13 protein-coding genes are annotated in these 16336 nt (G+C 64.3%); 4 read left to right on the top strand and 9 right to left on the bottom strand.

Going from position 1 to position 16336, the window contains the following annotated elements; translation table 11 throughout:
* Nucleotides 1-6: 6 nt before the first annotated feature.
* From WH367_RS01335 to brnQ, 9 genes are all read right to left on the bottom strand, one after another.
* Complete coding sequence (locus WH367_RS01335; RefSeq protein ID WP_339533844.1) at nucleotides 7-1329, bottom strand: LLM class flavin-dependent oxidoreductase; 1323 nt, start codon at nucleotides 1327-1329, stop codon at nucleotides 7-9.
* The gene (locus tag WH367_RS01330) at nucleotides 1326-2663 is read right to left on the bottom strand and encodes an MmgE/PrpD family protein (protein WP_339533842.1); all 1338 of its coding nucleotides are present in this window, start codon (nucleotides 2661-2663) and stop codon (nucleotides 1326-1328) included. The genes WH367_RS01335 and WH367_RS01330 overlap by 4 nt, the downstream gene beginning before the upstream one ends.
* A gap of 2 nt (nucleotides 2664-2665) precedes the next feature.
* Entirely contained in the window at nucleotides 2666-3514 is an 849-nt protein-coding gene (locus WH367_RS01325; protein ID WP_339533841.1) for an amino acid ABC transporter ATP-binding protein, read from the bottom strand.
* Nucleotides 3501-4313 carry an amino acid ABC transporter permease gene (locus WH367_RS01320; protein ID WP_339533839.1) on the bottom strand — a complete coding sequence of 271 codons (813 nt, stop codon included), beginning with the start codon at nucleotides 4311-4313 and terminating at the stop codon, nucleotides 3501-3503. Before WH367_RS01320 ends, WH367_RS01325 begins: the two co-directional genes overlap by 14 nt.
* Nucleotides 4303-5052, bottom strand: coding sequence for an amino acid ABC transporter permease (locus WH367_RS01315; RefSeq protein WP_339533838.1), 750 nt, complete (start codon nucleotides 5050-5052; stop codon nucleotides 4303-4305). Before WH367_RS01315 ends, WH367_RS01320 begins: the two co-directional genes overlap by 11 nt.
* Before the next feature lie 10 nt (nucleotides 5053-5062).
* Complete coding sequence (locus WH367_RS01310) at nucleotides 5063-5887, bottom strand: transporter substrate-binding domain-containing protein (RefSeq protein WP_339533837.1); 825 nt, start codon at nucleotides 5885-5887, stop codon at nucleotides 5063-5065.
* 66 nt (nucleotides 5888-5953) lie between these two features.
* Nucleotides 5954-6808, bottom strand: a complete 855-nt coding sequence (locus tag WH367_RS01305) for a transporter substrate-binding domain-containing protein (RefSeq protein ID WP_339533835.1) — start codon at nucleotides 6806-6808, stop codon at nucleotides 5954-5956.
* Between the two features lie 478 nt (nucleotides 6809-7286).
* Complete coding sequence (gene mqo, locus WH367_RS01300; protein WP_339533833.1) at nucleotides 7287-9014, bottom strand: malate dehydrogenase (quinone); 1728 nt, start codon at nucleotides 9012-9014, stop codon at nucleotides 7287-7289.
* Between the two features lie 225 nt (nucleotides 9015-9239).
* Nucleotides 9240-10559 (bottom strand): branched-chain amino acid transport system II carrier protein, encoded by a 1320-nt coding sequence (gene brnQ, locus WH367_RS01295; protein ID WP_339533831.1) that lies wholly within the window; start codon nucleotides 10557-10559, stop codon nucleotides 9240-9242.
* Nucleotides 10560-10952: 393 nt separating this feature from the next.
* On the opposite strand from brnQ, the gene WH367_RS01290 reads away from it, so the two are divergent.
* From WH367_RS01290 to WH367_RS01275, 4 genes are all read left to right on the top strand, one after another.
* Nucleotides 10953-12260, top strand: a complete 1308-nt coding sequence (locus WH367_RS01290) for a replication-associated recombination protein A (RefSeq protein ID WP_339533829.1) — start codon at nucleotides 10953-10955, stop codon at nucleotides 12258-12260.
* 360 nt (nucleotides 12261-12620) lie between these two features.
* Nucleotides 12621-14060, top strand: a complete 1440-nt coding sequence (locus tag WH367_RS01285) for a cytochrome c (RefSeq protein ID WP_339534120.1) — start codon at nucleotides 12621-12623, stop codon at nucleotides 14058-14060.
* A 5-nt stretch (nucleotides 14061-14065) separates the two neighbouring features.
* Nucleotides 14066-14659, top strand: a complete 594-nt coding sequence (locus WH367_RS01280; protein ID WP_339533827.1) for a sugar dehydrogenase complex small subunit — start codon at nucleotides 14066-14068, stop codon at nucleotides 14657-14659.
* Nucleotides 14656-16296, top strand: a complete 1641-nt coding sequence (locus WH367_RS01275; RefSeq protein ID WP_339533826.1) for a GMC family oxidoreductase — start codon at nucleotides 14656-14658, stop codon at nucleotides 16294-16296. Before WH367_RS01280 ends, WH367_RS01275 begins: the two co-directional genes overlap by 4 nt.
* The last annotated feature ends 40 nt before the right edge of the window (nucleotides 16297-16336 follow it).

Raw genomic sequence — 16336 nt, 5'->3', positions numbered from 1 at the left:
TGCTGCCTAGCGCGCAGCGTAGCGGCTGGCCGGGCGGCTCAGGCCCAGGTGGTCGCGCAAGGTACGGCCGCTGTACTCGGTACGGAACAGGCCTCGGCGGCGCAGCTCGGGCAGGACCAGGGCCACAAAGTCATTCAGCCCGCCGGGGAAGTAGGGCGGCATGATGTTGAAGCCGTCGGCGGCCTCGCCCTCGAACCATTCCTGCAGCGCGTCGGCAATCTGCGCCGGCGTGCCAACGACGATGCGGTGTCCGCGTGAGCCGGCGACCAGGTGGTAGAGATGGCGCAGGCTCAGGTTATCGCGGCGGGCCAGGTCGGTCAGCAGCTTGGCGCGGCTCTTGAGCTGGTCGGACTCGGGCAGGTCGGGCAGCGGGCCGTCCAGCGGGTAGCCGGAGATATCGTGGCCCAGCCGCTCGGACAGCATGGACAGTGCACCCGAGGTGTCCACCCATTGCTGCAATTGCTCGTAGCGGTCCTTGGCCTCTTGCGCCGTACGGCCGATGACGGGGAACACACCGGGCATCAGGTGCACGTGCGATGGGTCGCGGTTCCACTGGCCCAGCTGGCTTTTCAGACCCCGGTAGAAAACGCTGGCCTCCTCCAGCGTCTGCTGGGCGGTGAAGACGACGTCGGCCGTGCGGGCTGCCAGCGCCTGGCCGGGCTCGGAGGAACCCGCCTGGATCACGATGGGGTGGCCCTGCGGCGGGCGCGGTGCATTCAGCGGGCCTTTGATGCGGAAATGCGCGCCCTCGTAGTCCAGCGTGTGCAGCTTGGCGGGGTCGAAGTACACACCGCTGTCCTTGTTGCGCACGATGGCATCGTCCTCCCAGCTGTCCCACAGGCCTTTGACCACATCGACAAACTCGCCGGCCATCGCATAGCGCTCGGCATGGTTGGGGTGGTTGCCACGGGTGAAATTGGCGGCCGTGCGGTCGTACGAGGTGGTGACCACGTTCCAGGCGGCCCGGCCCTGCGAGAGCAGATCCAGCGAGGCGAACGAGCGGGCAATGTGGTAGGGCTCGCTGTAGGTTGTCGAGGCCGTGGCTGCCAGGCCAATGTGGCTGGTGGTCATGGACAGGGCCGACAGCAGGGTCAGCGGCTCAAAGCGCAGTGCGGCCGAAGGGTGCATGTCGGGTGTGGCGCTCAGGCCATCGGCCAGGAAGACCATGTCGAACTTGGCGTCTTCAGCGGTCTTGGCCAGGCGCTGGATCAGGCCCAGGTTTTCGCTGCCAGACTCGGCATCGGGGTGGCGCCAGCCAGCCACGTGGTGGCCGGCGCCTTGCAGGAACAGGCCCAGGCGCATCTGGCGGGGAGTGGAGGTAGAGGTCATGCTTGCACCAAAGAGAACAAAGCGGTCAGTTGAATCAGGTCGTCACGGCTGCGCATGCGGCCAACCAGTGCAGGCACGGCGCGCAGCGCCTCTGGCTGCTGCTGCGTGGTGTCGGCAAACTTGGCGGCCAGGTCCTTGGCACGGCTGAGGCCTTGCACGTGCTGCATGTACTGGCGGCCATCGTGCAGCGTCACTTCCACGGTGGAGAAACGGGTCTTGGGGTCGGTGGAGGCACGCGCTGCATGCGGGTCATGGGCGCGGCTGACACGGCGGCCAAAGGCCCGCAGGTCTTCGCGGGCAGGGCGCTCGTCAAACAGCGACAGGCCCAGCGCGCCATCGACCAAGGCAGCGGCCAGCACATATTCGACGCTGAAGCGGCCTTCCAGACCGGTGGCTGGGTCGGTCACGGTCAGTGGCGTATCCCCGGCGGGCGGGAAGACCACACGCACTGCGGCAATGTCCTCGGCACGCAGCTGGTGCGTGGCGCGCAGCGCCAGCGCGGCGTCGGCCGCATAGTGCGTGGCTGTGCAGCAGGCATAGGGCTTGAAGTACAGGCCGGGCGTGACGATCTGCCAGGGCGCGCCCCAGTCGGCCAGCGCGCGTCCTGCATCGGCTGCGCCAAAGCCATAGGCGTCCAGAAAGCCGATGGGTGCTTCCAGCACGCCGGGTGCGCCTTGCAGGCCGGCCTGTGCCAGCTGCGCCGCAAACAGGCCAGCGCGTGCGGCCAGACCGGCGTGCAGCGGCTTGGCCTCGCTGCCAAACTGCAGGCGCAGACCACCGGCCTGCGTGGCGGCCAGACCCAGTGCGTTTTCGGTGGCGGCGGCATCCAGCGTCAGCAGGCGGGCGCAGGCAGCGGCTGCCCCCAGAGGCCCCAGCGTGGCGGTGTTGTGAAAGCCGTTTTCGTAGTGCTTGCTGCCCAGGGCCAGGCCCAGGCGGGCCATGGCTTCGACGCCGACGATATAGGCATCCAGCAGATCGATGGCGCTGGCTGCGGGCAGGGTATCGGCCAGCGCAAACAAGGCTGGCAGCAGTACTGTACCGGGGTGGCCACGCACGCTGGAGTGCACATCGTCAAAGTCCAAAGCATGGCCGGCATAGCCGTTGAGCAAGGCGGCACTCGCGGCATCGGTCGTGGTGGCTTGGCCGATCACACGGGCCGCGCCGCCAGCTTGTGGCAGTACGCCACGCAGCTTGTGCCAGGCCGGGTCGGCTGCGCCGGGAAAGGCCGAAGCCAGAAAATCCAGCACGCCTTCGCGTGCAGCCTGCACGGCGGCGGCATCTTCCAGCGAGCGGGCATCGGCAATGCGCCGCGCAAAGTCCTGGCTGAGGGTCATGGTCAGAAAGCCAGCGGGGTGGCTGGCGTAAAAGGGGTCGATGGATGCTGCGCTGCAGGCGGCAGGCTGGCGCTGCGGTCACCGCCCAGCGCCCGGTGCAGAAAGCTGCGGGTGCGTTCGTTGCTCGGCTGGCCAAAGATTTGCGCGGGCGTGCCGTGTTCGACGATGCGGCCTGCCTCGGTGAAATAGACGTGGTCGCTGATCTCCTCGGCAAAGCGCATCTCGTGCGTCACCAGCGCGCAGGTCATGCCGTCGCGCACCAGTTCGCGGATCACGGTCAGCACCTCGCCGACGGTTTCGGGGTCCAGCGCCGAGGTCACTTCGTCGAACAGCATCAGCTCGGGCCGCATGGCCAGCGCACGGGCAATGGCTACGCGCTGCTGCTGGCCGCCGGACAGCTCGCCAGGGTAGGCATGGGCCTTGTGCGACAGGCGAACCTTGTCCAGCAGCACGCGCGCCTCGCGCTCGGCTTCGCCACGCTCGCGGCCCAGCACGCGGGTGGGCGCGATCACCAGGTTCTGCAGCACCGTCAGGTGCGGGAACAGGTTGTACTGCTGAAAGACAAAGCCCACGCGCTGGCGCAGGGCGATCAGTTCGGCCTCGGTGCGCAAGCTCTGCACCTGGGTCTCGCCCACGCGGATCTGGCCTTGTTGCGGGCGCAGTAGGCCGGTGATGCAGCGCAGGATGGTGGACTTGCCCGAGCCCGAGGGGCCGATGATGGTGACGGCCTGGCCGCGTGGAATATCGACATCAATGCCCTTGAGCACTTCGTTGGCGCCAAAGGCCAGATGGATATCGCGCAGCTGCACCAGCGGCGCGGTCTGGGTGGAGGGGGGTTCAGCGGAAGGCATGGCGTTTTTCCAGGCGCCGTGTAGTGCGCGCAATGGGGTAGCAATAGGCAAAGAACAGCGCCAGCAGCGTGACATACACCAGGATGGTGAAGTCGGTACGGGCGACGGTGTTGCTGGCAATCTGGGCCGTGTCCACAATGTCATGCACACCGACCAGCGAGGCCAGCGAGGTGCTCATCGTGATGCTGGCGTAGAGGTTCATCCAGGGCGGAAGCATGCGGCGTACGCACTGCGGCAGGATGATCCAGCCAAAGATCTGCCTGCGCTTGAAAGCCAGCGACTGCGCGGCCTCCCACTGGGCCGTCGGAATGGACTGGATGGCCCCGCGAAAGATCTCGGCCACCACGGCCGAAGTCGGCAAGGCCAAGCCCAGCACGACCTTGATCCAGTCTGGAAAGGGCAGGCGCCAGTGCAGCAGCTGCAGCTCGAACGGGAAGACATAGGTGGTGAAATAGATCAGCACCAGGATGGGCGCATTGCGAAAGGCCTGTACATACCAGTGCGTGGCGCTGCGCAGCGCGGCCCATTGCGAGAGCGCCAGTGCCCCCACGAACAGACCCGCCACCGTGCCGATGGCCATGGCCAGCATGCTGATGTAGATATTGGTCCACATGCCGCGCACCAAGGCGGGTGACCATTGCCACAAATGGGCCAGCGCAGGCGGAAAGCGGCCCTCGGCATGCCACCAAACGGCCAGCAGCGCGGCGGCCACCAGCAGTCCCAGCAGCCAGGGGTTCAGCAGCAGCGCGGGCCAGCGCAGGGCCGGTGCGGTCTGTGGAGATGTCAGTTCACTGGCCATAGCCGGGCATCCTCAGGCGGTGTTCGAGCCAGCGGCCCGCGCGGCTGACCAGCCAGGTCAAGCCCCAGAAATACAGCAGGATCAGCAGCAGCAGCTCCAGCACGTTGTCACGCTGCGTCCAGATCATCACGGACTCGTAGGTCACATCGCCCACCGCAATGGCCGATGCCACGGCCGTCATCTTCACCAGATCGACCATGTTGTTCACCAGGGCCGGCAGCGCAAAGCGCAGGGCCAGTGGCAGCTCTACGCGCCACAGCAGCTGGCGGCGGCTGAAGCCCAGCGACTGTCCTGCCTCCAAGGTTGCATGGGGCACGGCCTCGATACCGGCGCGCAGCGCCTCGGCATGGAATACGCCCTTGTGCAGCGAGACCACGATAAAGACCCAGACAAAGGGCGTGAGCGGGTTCACGCCGCCATGCGCTTGCAGGCTTTGCGTGATCAGCATGTTCAGCACCAGAAAGGCGCAGTACAACTGAACCAAGGTGGGGGTGTTGCGGGTGAGCTCGACAAAGGTGCGCGTCGTTCCACGCAGCCAGCGCTGGCCTGAAGTCAGTCCGGCAGCCAGCAATACACCTGCCACCAGGCTGCCTGGAATCACCAGCAGGCACAGCTGCAAGGTGACGCCCAGGCCACGGATGAAGGCATCGCGTTCATAGGCTTCCAGCAGAAATGCGAAGTTCAGGCCGAGCGGCTTGGCGGCCTGCACCAGCCATGGGTAGAAGCTGTGCTCCAACATGGCGATTCCGTCAGGCAGGCGTCTTGTGGTACTTGGCTTGCAGGTCGAACAAGCTTTGCGATGGGCTGAGCCCGTTTTTTTTCACGGTCTCAATCAGCCAGCCGCTGCGGTGCCACTGCTGAATGATGCGGTCGATGGCGGCACTGGCATCACTCTCGCCCTTGCGCACCCAGATCACCTGGGGCGAGGGAATCAGGTCCTGGGCCAGCGGCAGTTCGTAGTCCCTCCAGTCACTGCCGCTGGCAACCATGAGCCGCAAGGTGGGGCTGACATGGACGGCGGCATCGCAGCCGCCGCCGCGCAGTGCCAACAGCGATTCGGGCTGACCACGAAAGGCCTTGATCTTGGCACCGTATTCCTCGATCAGCGGCTTGGTGTAGTTGGAACCTTGCGAAACGCAAACGGTCTTGCCGCGCACGTCGTCCCACTGCTTGAAGCTGCCGCCCTTGCGGGTCAGCAGCGCGCCGCCAATCTCCTCAAACGGGGTGGGGGCGAAGTCCAGGATCTCGGAGCGCTCCTGCGTCCAGGACATGTTGGCGATCAGCACATCCACCTTGCCCGATTGCAGAAACTGCACGCGATTGGAAGGTTGGACCTGCACGGCCTCCAGCTTCACACCCAGACCGGTAGCCACGGCCTGGGCGAGATCGACGTTGAAACCTTCGGGTTTTTGGGTCGCTGGGTTGATCGTGCCAAACGGCGGGCCCGACAAAATGACGCCGATGGTGACCTGGCCACGCTGCTTGATTTTGTCGAGCGTGGCATCGGCATGGGCCAGGTGGGCGGTCAGCGCCAGGGCGCTGACGGCGGCAGTGGAGAAAAAGCGAGAGGTCATGGCGAATGGGCAATGGCGGCCTGCCGCAGAGGGCGGGCCGCTTGGTGGCGCGAGAGCGGAGCGGGACTACTTGGACTTGGCGGCCTGCAAGGCCTGTTGCTGCAGTTCCGCGAGCGCCGGCAGCGGTGGCGTGATGCCCAGGCGTTTTTCTGTGTCGATCAACCAGCCCGTGCGGTGCCAGTTCTGGATGACCCGGTCGACTGCTGCAATGGTGTCGTTCTCGCCTTTGCGGGTCCAGACGACGGAAGGCGCCTCGCCCAAGGCCAGGGGGATCGGTGCATCAAAGTCTGTCCAATCGGCATTGGTTTTGAGCAGGGGGTAGATCAGCGTGGTGTCGTGCACGGAGGCCACGCAGTTGCCACCGCGCAGTGCCAGCAAGGCCTCTGCCGAGCCTTTGAAGCCCTTGACCTGTACGCCATAGTCAGCCCCCAAAATGCGGGCATAGCTGCCGCCTTGCGAGGCGCAGACGGGTTTGCCGCGCAAGTCCTCCCACTTGGTCAGGCCACTGCCCTTGCGGGCGATGGCGGCACCGCCCACTTTGTAGAACGGGGTGGGCGCAAAGCCCATCACCTCGGCACGCTCGGGGTTCCAGTCGATGGAGGCGATCAGCAAATCGACCTTGCCCGACTGCAGAAACTGCACGCGATTGGAGGGCTGCACCTGAATCAGCGTGGCGTCCGCACCCAGGTCACGCGCCAGCTGGCGTGCGAGTTCGGGGTTCCAGCCAATGAAGCGCTGGTTGGAGGGGTCAATCGAGCCTGTGGGGCCGCCGTTGAGCAACACGCCAATGGTGACGGACTTGTTGGCCTTGATCTTGTCCAGCGTGGCATCCGCATGGGCGCTAGCGGCACACAGCGCCAGCGCAGCAGCGCAGGCCAGGGTCGAGAGTGAGGGGGAGGAGAAAGAGACCGTCGAACGCATATCAAATGGGCTGCCTAGGCGCAGAAAAAGAGAGAGAAATGACCGCAGATAGCCCCCATTGTTCGGGCTGCGTGCTGCAGGTGACAACGAAGTTTTTCGTGCTTGGGTATGCGTAAGGCTTATATGGGGCGGCCAGCGGAGGGCGCCTGGGCGGACGGCTCCCTTGTGCAGGCTGAGCAGGTCCGGTGGATGGTGAATGCGGCGCTGCTGTGCCACCGGGCAAGCGATCGGCTGCAGCGCCGGCAGGTGGTGGCCACGGCCAGGCCAAATAAAAACGCCCGATGCATGGCATCGGGCGTTTGGGGCCGAATGGCTTAGGCAGGTGCCGGCAGTCCCACCGACGACCTCAGCAAGGGCGGGTCACGGCGCTTGTCTTGCCGGACGCGGATTGCAAGCGTTTGGGCCTGCGCATCGTATGCGCCGCTCGCAGTCTAAGGTAGGGCCCATGGCTGAGGGGTGGTATGGCAGCTTGTGCCTATCACAGCGCCATGTCCGGCACTTTCTTGACAGCACCCTTGTCTTCCTGGGGCTGCACACCGGCTTCCACGCCGTGCAGGCTGGGCGAGGCAATCGCCAGGTTTAGCGCCTGCTCGGTGGCCTGCCATTCCTGCTGCAGCAGCGCAGGGTTTTCGTTGAGCTTAACGCCGTAGCTCGGCACGATCTGGCGGATCTTGGCTTGCCATTCGGCGCTCTTGACCTTCTCGGGGAAGGCCTTTTCCAGCAGGGTCAGCATGATCGCTGGCGAGGTCGAGCCGCCGGGCGACGCGCCCAGCAGTGCGGTGAGCGAACGGTCCTGGGCCACGACGACCTCGGTGCCGAGCTTGAGGATGCCACCCTTTTCGGGGTCGTTCTTGATGATCTGCACACGCTGGCCCGCTTCCCACAGGCGCCAGTCGGCATCCTTGGCCTCGGGCATGTAATGGCGCAGCGCGTCCATCTTCTGCTCCTTGTTCAGGCTCAGCTGCTGGGCCAGGTACTTGACCAGCGCAAACTCGTTGACGCCGACCTGCAGCTGCGGGATCACGTTGGCAAAGGTCGTGGCCTTGGCCAGGTCAAAGTAGGAGCCGTTCTTCAGGAACTTGCTCGACCAGGTCGCGAACGGCCCGAACAGCAGCACACGCTTGCCGTCCAGCACGCGGGTGTCCAGGTGGGGCACCGACATCGGAGGCGAGCCGGTATCGGCCAGGCCATAGACCTTGGCCAGGTGGCGCTCGGTGATCTCGGGCTTTTCGGTGACCAGGAACTCGCCGCCCACGGGGAAGCCGCCATAGACCTTGGACTCGGGGATGCCCGACAGCTGCAGCAGCGGCAGCGCCGCGCCACCGGCGCCGATGAAGATAAAGCGCGCATCCACCGTCTGGATCTTGCTGCTGTCCTTCATGTCGAAGGCCGACACGCGCCAGGAGCCGTCGCTGTTGCGCGTGATGGAGCGCACTTCCTGGCCGGTGCTCAGCTTGAAGTTGGGCTTGGACGACAGGTTCTTGTAGAACTGGCGCGTGATCTCGCCCAGGTTGACGTCGGTGCCCAGCGGCGAGCGGGTGGCGGTCACCACTTCGGCCGGGTCGCGGCCTTCCATCATCAGCGGAATCCATTCCTTGATCTGCGCCGGGTCGATGGACGACTCCATGCCGGTGAACAGCGGCGAGGCTTCCAGCGCCTTCAGGCGCTTTTGGATGAAGGAGCGGTTTTCCTCGCCGAACACCAGGTTCATGTGTGGCGTGGAGTTGATGAACTCGCGGGGATTGCCCAGTACACCGGCGCGCACCTGGTGCGACCAGAACTGGCGCGAGACCTGGAAGTTTTCATTAATGTTAATGGCAGAGGAAATCTGCACATTGCCATTTTTATCCATCGGCGTGTAATTGAGCTCGCACAGCGCCGAGTGGCCGGTGCCGGCATTATTCCAGCCGTTGGAGCTTTCTTCGGCAACCTGGTCCAGGCGCTCGAACAATTCATAGGTCCAGCCGGGTTCCAGCTCCTGCAGATAAACGCCCAAGGTGGCACTCATGATGCCGCCGCCAATCAGCAGCACATCGACCTGGCGGTCTGCTTTTTCTGCGCGGTATTGGCTGCCAAAGAAATACTGGTAACCGACCACGCCCGCACCGACCGCTGCCGCCGAGGCGACGAACTTGCGACGGGTGAAGCCCTTCTTGGGCGCTTTGGCAGCGGAGGCCGCTTGGGGATTTTCTGTTGGATTCGTCATTGCTGAAACTCCACAAATTTTTGGATTTTGACAGTGTTGTCGTAAAAGACCATGAATAACCATGGTTTAAGCAGGCTCAATGTCTCTCCGATTCTGGGGTGCCTGTTCTGACGGTATTGAGCTGCTTGGCTTAGGCGGTTCTAAATAAGGGTGCCAATGAATATCCGAGGCCGATAGTAACGGTGGCTTTGCATATCCATTAATCAGGAAGTGGTTAATCAGCTATCAAGGACGCACGGGTATTTGGCGGCGTGCCAAAAACCAGTCGGCCAGGCCGGCGCAGACCACGGTGGCAGCCACGGGGGTGACCCAGCCCAGGCCCAGCGCGGCGCCGGGCAGGTGGTCCAGCCAGGTGGGCAGGGCAGCGGTCCATTGCAGCGCCTTGGCGCCATCGACCAGGCCAAACACCAGGGCCACCAGCATTACCGGGATGTAGACCCGAGCGGGCTGCTGCCAGCGCTGCAGCAGGCTGAGCGAGACCAGCGCAATCGCGGGGGGGTAGAGGGCGACCAGCACCGGGCCGGCGATCTCGATCAGCTGCGCCAGGCCCTGGTTGGCCACGGCGGCGCTGAAGATGCACAAGGACAGCGCGACACTGCGGTAGGAGAAACCGGTCAGCTGGCTGAAAAAGCTGCTGCAGGCGCTCACCAGGCCCACGCCGGTGGTCAGGCAGGCCAGCAGGATCACGGCGGCGATCAGCCAGATGCCGGCGCTGCCAAAGCGGTGCTGCACAAAGGCGCTGAGGATCTGCACGCCAGTCACGGTGTTCTGTGCCAGCTCGCCACTGGTGGCGCCCAGGTAGCACAGCGAGATGTAAACCAGGCTCAGGCACACAGCCGCAATCAGCCCGGAATAGATGGCGTAGCGGGTGTGCAGGCGCGCATCGGTCACGCCCGCATCCTTGATCGCGTTGACGATGACAATGCCGAACACCAATGAGGCGAGGGCGTCCATGGTCTGGTAGCCCTGCACAAAGCCCTGGGCAAAGGCGGCCAGCTGGGTGCCATAGTCGGGGTTGGCCGTGCTGTAGCCGCCCACAGGGGCCAGCACTGCCATGCCGCCCAGTGCCAGCAGCGCGGCAATCAGCAGCGGGGTGATGAGCTTGCCCAGCAGGTCCATCAGCTTGCCGGGGAACAGCGACAGCAGCAGCACCAGCGAGAAATAGACAATGCTGAACACCAGCAGCGCAATCGAGGTATTGCCGACAAAGGGGGCAATGCCCATCTCGAACGAGACGGTGGCGGTGCGCGGTGTGGCAAAGAAGGGGCCGATCGTCAGGTAGATCGTGGTGGCCAGCAGCAGGCCGGCCATGCGGCCAATCGGATGTGTCAGCTGGTCCAGACCACCGCCCACGCGGGCGAGCGCCACCACGCCCAGCAGCGGCAGGCCCACGCCTGTCAGCAAAAAGCCGGTTGTGGCGCCCAGCAGGTTCTCGCCAGCGGCCAGGCCGACCAGTGGCGGGAAAATGATGTTTCCTGCGCCCAGGAACAGGGCAAAGGTCATGAAGCCGAGGGCGATAATGTCCCTGGTTTTCAGTGATTTCATAAAGGCTCTTGGTTCTTGCTGGTTAGCGCCCACTTAAGGGGGCTGCACCTGGCGAATGGAGTCACGGAGACGGGCATCAGAAAAAAATAGCCCCATGGGACATGTGCTGTGGAGCGTCGGCTGCTGGCTCGGCGCGATAGCCGTGAGCGTGTGGCGTCCATGCCGGGGCTGTTGTTATAGGCTGAGCCAATAAGGGCCCTTGGGTATCTGGTGCGACGCGAATCCGTATAAACCCTTATTTTCTGCGAAAAGTTGTGACCCAGATCATCAAAGGCATATTCATCCCGGGGATACCCTGGGGCATGTTGCATAAAAGTAGTAAGCACCTGCCCCGCCCAGAGTCGCGGCCAGCGGGCGCCTTCTCTGTGGTGGGTCGTTTGGCAGGAGGCCTGCATGGCTGATCTGTTTAGCCAGGAACCGGCCGCGCCGCTGGCCGAGGCGCTGCGCCCCAAGACCTTGGACGAGGTCGTGGGCCAGTCCCATCTGCTGGGAGAAGGCAAGCCGCTGCGCCTGGCCTTCCAGTCCGGCAAACCGCATTCGATGATCTTCTGGGGCCCGCCCGGCGTGGGCAAGACCACGTTGGCGCGGCTGACGGCGACGGCGTTCCAGTGCGAGTTCATCGCCCTGTCTGCGGTCTTGTCGGGGGTGAAGGACATCCGCGAGGCCATGGAGCAGGCCAGGCAATATCTTGCGCAGGGCAAGAACACCATCTTGTTCGTAGACGAAATCCATCGGTTCAACAAGTCGCAACAAGATGCCCTGCTGCCGCACGTGGAGTCAGGGCTGTTCACCTTCATCGGCGCCACCACCGAGAACCCCTCCTTTGAGGTCAACTCGGCGCTGCTGTCGCGGGCCCAGGTCTATGTCCTCAAGTCGCTGACAGAGGCGGAGCTCAAGCGCTTGCTCCAGCGGGCCCAGGAAGAACATGCGCTTGACGATCTGGCGTTTGACGACCTGGCCGTCGATACCCTCGTGGGGTATGCGGATGGTGACGCCAGAAGGTTTTTGAACCTGCTGGAACAAACGAGCACAGCAGCCAAGGCATCAGGCGTTGCGGAGGTCACGGCCGAGTTCCTGCAGAACGCGCTGACCTTGAACAGCCGCCGTTTTGACAAGGGCGGCGACAATTTCTACGACCAGATCTCCGCCTTGCACAAGTCGGTGCGCGGCTCGCACCCGGATGCCGCGCTCTACTGGCTCACCCGCATGCTCGATGGCGGCGCCGATGCGCGCTACCTGTCCCGGCGCATTGTGCGCATGGCCTGGGAAGACATTGGTCTGGCCGACCCGCGTGCGATGCAGATCGCCAACGATGCCGCGCTGACCTATGAGCGCCTGGGCAGCCCCGAAGGTGAGCTGGCCCTGGGCCAGGCTGTCATCTACCTGGCCGTGGCCGCCAAGAGCAATGCCGGCTACAACGCCTACAACCAGGCCAAGGCCTTTGTAAAGCAGGACAAGAGCCGCGAAGTGCCCGTGCATTTGCGCAACGCCCCCACCAAGCTGATGAAGGAGCTGGGCTATGGGCATGAATACCGCTACGCGCATGACGAACCGAATGCCTACGCAGCGGGAGAAACCTATCTCCCAGAAGGGATAGATCCTCCCGGCTGGTACCAGCCCGTACCCCGGGGCCTGGAGCTGAAGATTGGCGAAAAGCTGGCGCAGCTCAAGCGTTGGGATGACGAGGCCGGGCAGGACTGAGCGCCTGCTTTTTTCCTGCCTATTCAAAGGTTTCCTGCGAGATCCACGCTGCGGCAGAGGGTGCCGCTGCACCCCCTCGCATGCCGTCCTCCATGCGTTTTATTAGTTGCGCATGAAACCGTTACCACATCTTGGCGAAACACATATTGCGCTGGATGAAGTGTGAGTAAAACACCGGGATACACCCGGGGGCCTCGGCAGATGTCGTACAAGTTGTCGAAAATTTGTCGCAGATACGACAAAAGACTCTAGCGAGCATGGCGGGCATGCGCGGGAGTCGTACGACAACAAAGGTCTCTCACGATGCGGTTTTGCAAGTCAAAGTCGGGCGGCTCCTGGTCCAGGACTGCCTTCGGCTTGGTGTTTTCTGTGTGGGCGGGGATGCACGCGGCCCAGGCCCAGACGGCAGCGCCCGCGCAGCCCACAGCCGCGTCGGCCGCTACGGCGCCTGCAGCGGCCACGGCTTCTAGCGATGCGCTTTTGGTAGAAAAAGGCCGCAAGCTGGCGGTAGCCGCTGACTGCGCCGCCTGCCACACGGCACCCAAGGGCGGCGCCAGCTTTGCCGGTGGCTACCCCATCGCTTCACCGCTGGGCAGCATCTATGCCACCAATATCACCCCGTCCAAGACGGCCGGCATTGGCAGCTACAGCCTCGAAGACTTCAGCCGCGCGCTGCGCCAAGGGCTGCGCAAGGACGGGGCCCATCTCTACCCGGCCATGCCTTACACGGCCTATGCCCAGATCAGCGATGAAGACACCGAGGCGCTCTACGCCTACTTCATGCATGGCGTCCAACCGGTGGACCAGGCCGCGCCGCAAACGGCCCTGCCTTTCCCCTTCAACATCCGCCTGTCGATGGCCGTGTGGAATGCGCTCTACCTGAAGGACCAGCGCTTCAAACCCGATGCCAGCAAGCCGCCGGAGTGGAACCATGGCGCCTACCTGGTCGATGCGCTGGCCCACTGCAGCACCTGCCACACCCCGCGCAATGCGCTGATGGCCGAAGACAGCAGCCGCTACCTGGGTGGCGGCTCGCTGGGCGCCTGGTATGCGCCCAACATCAGCTCGGATGCCATCAATGGCATTGGTGGCTGGACCGAGGCGGAGCTGGTGCAGTACCTCAAGACCGGCCGTGTGCCCGGCAAGGCCCAGGCCGCCGGCCCGATGGCCGAAGCCATCGAGCACAGCCTGCAGCACCTGCCCGACAGCGATATCCAGGCCATTGCCTCCTACCTCAAGCAAACCAAGGCAGTGGCAGGCGGCGAGACCCAGCCGCGCTACAGCTATGGCAAGGCCAGCCTGCAGTCGGAAGACACGCAGCGCGGTCTGGTCGACGGCGCCGATGCCGGCTGGAAGGTGTTCAGCGGCAGCTGTGCCCACTGCCACCAGGCCAATGCCAGCGGCACAGCCAATGGTGAATACCCCTCGCTGTTCCACAACAGCGTGACGGGAGCGGACCGCGCCGACAACCTCATCGCCACCATCCTGCACGGCGTGGACCGCACGGTGCAGGGGCGCGCCCATTTCATGCCTGCATTTGGCGATGCCGCGTCCTTCACCGACCGGTTGAGCGACCAGGAGATCGCCGATGTCAGCAACTATGTGCTCACCCAGTACGGCAACCCGGCCGTCAAGGTGCAGCCTGCTGATGTGGCTGCCGTGCGCGCCGGTGGCAAGCCGCCGCTGATTGCGCAGTTGCCCCGCCTCATCGTGCCGGCTGCCGTGGTGTTGCTGGTCTTGGTGCTGGCCTTCATCGTGATCCGTCAACGCCGCAAGGCCGCTGCCTCGTCTGGAGTCTGACCCGCATGACCTCGTCTTCTTTCCCAAAATCCGCGGTGCTCTGCGCCAAGCCCCTGGTGCCTGCGATGCCTGCGGGCATCTCGCGCCGCAGCCTGCTGGGCGCTGCGGCTGCCAGCGGTGTGGCGCTTGCCGCTGGCGGCTTTGCCGTGCTGGGCTCCAGCAATGCCTTTGCCGCCAGCGTGGCGGCCGATGATTTCCTGCGCCTGTCGGAGTTTGTCACCGGCGGTAGCCCGCTGTCGGCAGCCCTGGCCACGCGCTACCTGGCGGCACTCACCAAGAGCGATGCCAGCTTTGCCGCCGCTGCACAAGCGCTGCACCAGCATGTGGCCAGCCAGAAGATCAGCCATGTCGATGACCTGCTCGCTGCGCCCGATCTGGACCCGGCGCTGCGCGCCACCGCAACCCAGATCGTCTCGGCCTGGTACCTGGGCGTTGTCGGCGAAGACGCTGACGCCGTGCTGATCAGCTATGCCAATGCGCTGATGTACCGCCCCACGGCCGGCATCCTCGATATTCCTACCTATGGCAGTGGCCCTGATTCCTGGGGCGAAAAGCCCGTCGTGCCTGCCAGCCCCAACCAGAAGAGCCCACAAGCATGAGCAGCAAGCAAACGCAATACGACGCCGACCTGATCGTCATCGGCTCCGGGGTCATGGGCGGCATCATCGGTGCCAAGCTGGCACAGGCTGGCAAGTCCGTCATCATTCTGGAAGCCGGCCCGCGCGTGCGCCGTGCCGACATCGTCGAGACCTTCCGCAACGCGCCGATCAAGCTCTCGCTGGCCAATATGAAGCTGCAGGGCGCGGGCTCGCCGTTTCCCAATCCGCCGCATATCCCGTCGACCTATGGCGACTACCTGCAGCAGACCGGCCCGGTGAAATACCCCACCAAGTACCTGCGTGTGGTGGGCGGCACCACCTGGCACTTTGGCTCGGCGCTGTGGCGCATGATCCCCAATGACTTCAAGCTGCAGACCTTGTATGGACGCGGCCGCGACTGGCCGATTGGCTATGACGAACTCGAACCCTACTACTGCGAGGCCGAGGCCGAGCTGGGCGTGACCGGCTACGATGGCCAGGACGAGAGCGGCCATGGCGGCGAGGCGCATCCGCCGCGCTCCAAGCCCTTCCCGATGAAGGGCTTCAACGTGCCTTACTTCATGCAGCGCATGGACGAGATGCTCAAGCCCGGTGGCTACAACCCGGTGCTCGAACCCCATGGCCGCGCGAGCCGCCCCTACGGCAACCGCCCGGTCTGCGCCGGCAACAACAACTGCAACCCGGTCTGCCCCATCGGCGCCAAGTACGACGGCTCCATGCACATCGATGTGGCCGAGCGCGCTGGCGCCAAGCTGCTCGACAACGCCGTGGTCTACAAGATCGAGGCCGGTGACGACGGCAAGATCACGGCCGTGCACTACAAGAAGCCCGATGGCACATCGCAGCGCCTGACCGCGCGCCACTTTGTGCTGGCCGCCTATGGCATCGAAAGCCCCAAGCTACTGTTGATGTCGACCTCGGAAAAATACCCGAACGGCATTGCCAATTCGTCCGACCAGGTGGGCCGCAACCTGATGGGCCACACCGGAATCAGCATGAACATCATGATGAACGAGGACGTGTGGCCAGGCCAGGGCCCGACCGAGCTGCTGGTCTACCTGAACTACCGCGATGGCGCCTTTCGCAAGGACATCCCCAGCTACAAGACCAAGTTCCGCAACACGGTGACGACCTCGCAGATTGCTTCCAGCCTGATCGCCAAGGGCGTGCTGGGCAGCAAGCTGGACGAAGAAATCCGCCGCCAGTCGGCCCGCTCGCTCAATGTGGCGGTGGACTTCGAGACCGAGGCGCTGCCGCAAAACCGCGTGGTCCCCAGCAAGACCAAGACGGATGCGATCGGCATCCCCGTGCCCGAGATCTACTACAGCGTCAACGACTACTGGAACGCCGGCCGCGACTTTGCGGTGAAGGACCTGCAGCGCATGGCTGGACTGTTGCAAGCCGACATCCTGAAGATGGACACCAACCACCAGGACCGCCAGCACATCATGGGCACCACCATCATGGGCGACGATCCAAGCAACTCCGTCGTGGACCGCGACTGCCGCACCCATGACCATCCCAACCTGTTCATCGCCGGTACCAGCGTGATGCCATCGGCATCGTGCATGAACCCGACCTTGACCGGGGCCGCCTTGAGCGTGCGTATTGCGCACCAATTGCTCAAGGAAATCTAAGCACCACGGCCTCAGCCGCTGCCCGGCGCTGAGGCCAGCC

It is taken from the genome of Comamonas sp. MYb21 (assembly GCF_037479395.1).
Classification (GTDB): Bacteria; Pseudomonadota; Gammaproteobacteria; order Burkholderiales; family Burkholderiaceae_C; genus Comamonas.
Note: the sequence above shows the minus strand (reverse complement) of the source record. Positions and strands in the feature narration are given on the sequence as shown.

Bases quoted from the DNA above. Each gene is read 5' to 3' on its own strand.
- WH367_RS01320 (WP_339533839.1), bottom strand. From the start codon at position 4,313: ATGGCCAGTGAACTGACATCTCCACAGACCGCACCGGCCCTGCGCTGG.
- WH367_RS01330 (WP_339533842.1), bottom strand. From the start codon at position 2,663: ATGACCCTCAGCCAGGACTTTGCGCGGCGCATTGCCGATGCCCGCTCG.
- WH367_RS01280 (WP_339533827.1), top strand. From the start codon at position 14,066: ATGACCTCGTCTTCTTTCCCAAAATCCGCGGTGCTCTGCGCCAAGCCC.
- brnQ (WP_339533831.1), bottom strand. From the start codon at position 10,559: ATGAAATCACTGAAAACCAGGGACATTATCGCCCTCGGCTTCATGACC.
- WH367_RS01310 (WP_339533837.1), bottom strand. From the start codon at position 5,887: ATGACCTCTCGCTTTTTCTCCACTGCCGCCGTCAGCGCCCTGGCGCTG.
- WH367_RS01305 (WP_339533835.1), bottom strand. From the start codon at position 6,808: ATGCGTTCGACGGTCTCTTTCTCCTCCCCCTCACTCTCGACCCTGGCC.
- mqo (WP_339533833.1), bottom strand. From the start codon at position 9,014: ATGACGAATCCAACAGAAAATCCCCAAGCGGCCTCCGCTGCCAAAGCG.
- WH367_RS01325 (WP_339533841.1), bottom strand. From the start codon at position 3,514: ATGCCTTCCGCTGAACCCCCCTCCACCCAGACCGCGCCGCTGGTGCAG.
- WH367_RS01335 (WP_339533844.1), bottom strand. From the start codon at position 1,329: ATGACCTCTACCTCCACTCCCCGCCAGATGCGCCTGGGCCTGTTCCTG.
- WH367_RS01275 (WP_339533826.1), top strand. From the start codon at position 14,656: ATGAGCAGCAAGCAAACGCAATACGACGCCGACCTGATCGTCATCGGC.
- WH367_RS01315 (WP_339533838.1), bottom strand. From the start codon at position 5,052: ATGTTGGAGCACAGCTTCTACCCATGGCTGGTGCAGGCCGCCAAGCCG.
- WH367_RS01290 (WP_339533829.1), top strand. From the start codon at position 10,953: ATGGCTGATCTGTTTAGCCAGGAACCGGCCGCGCCGCTGGCCGAGGCG.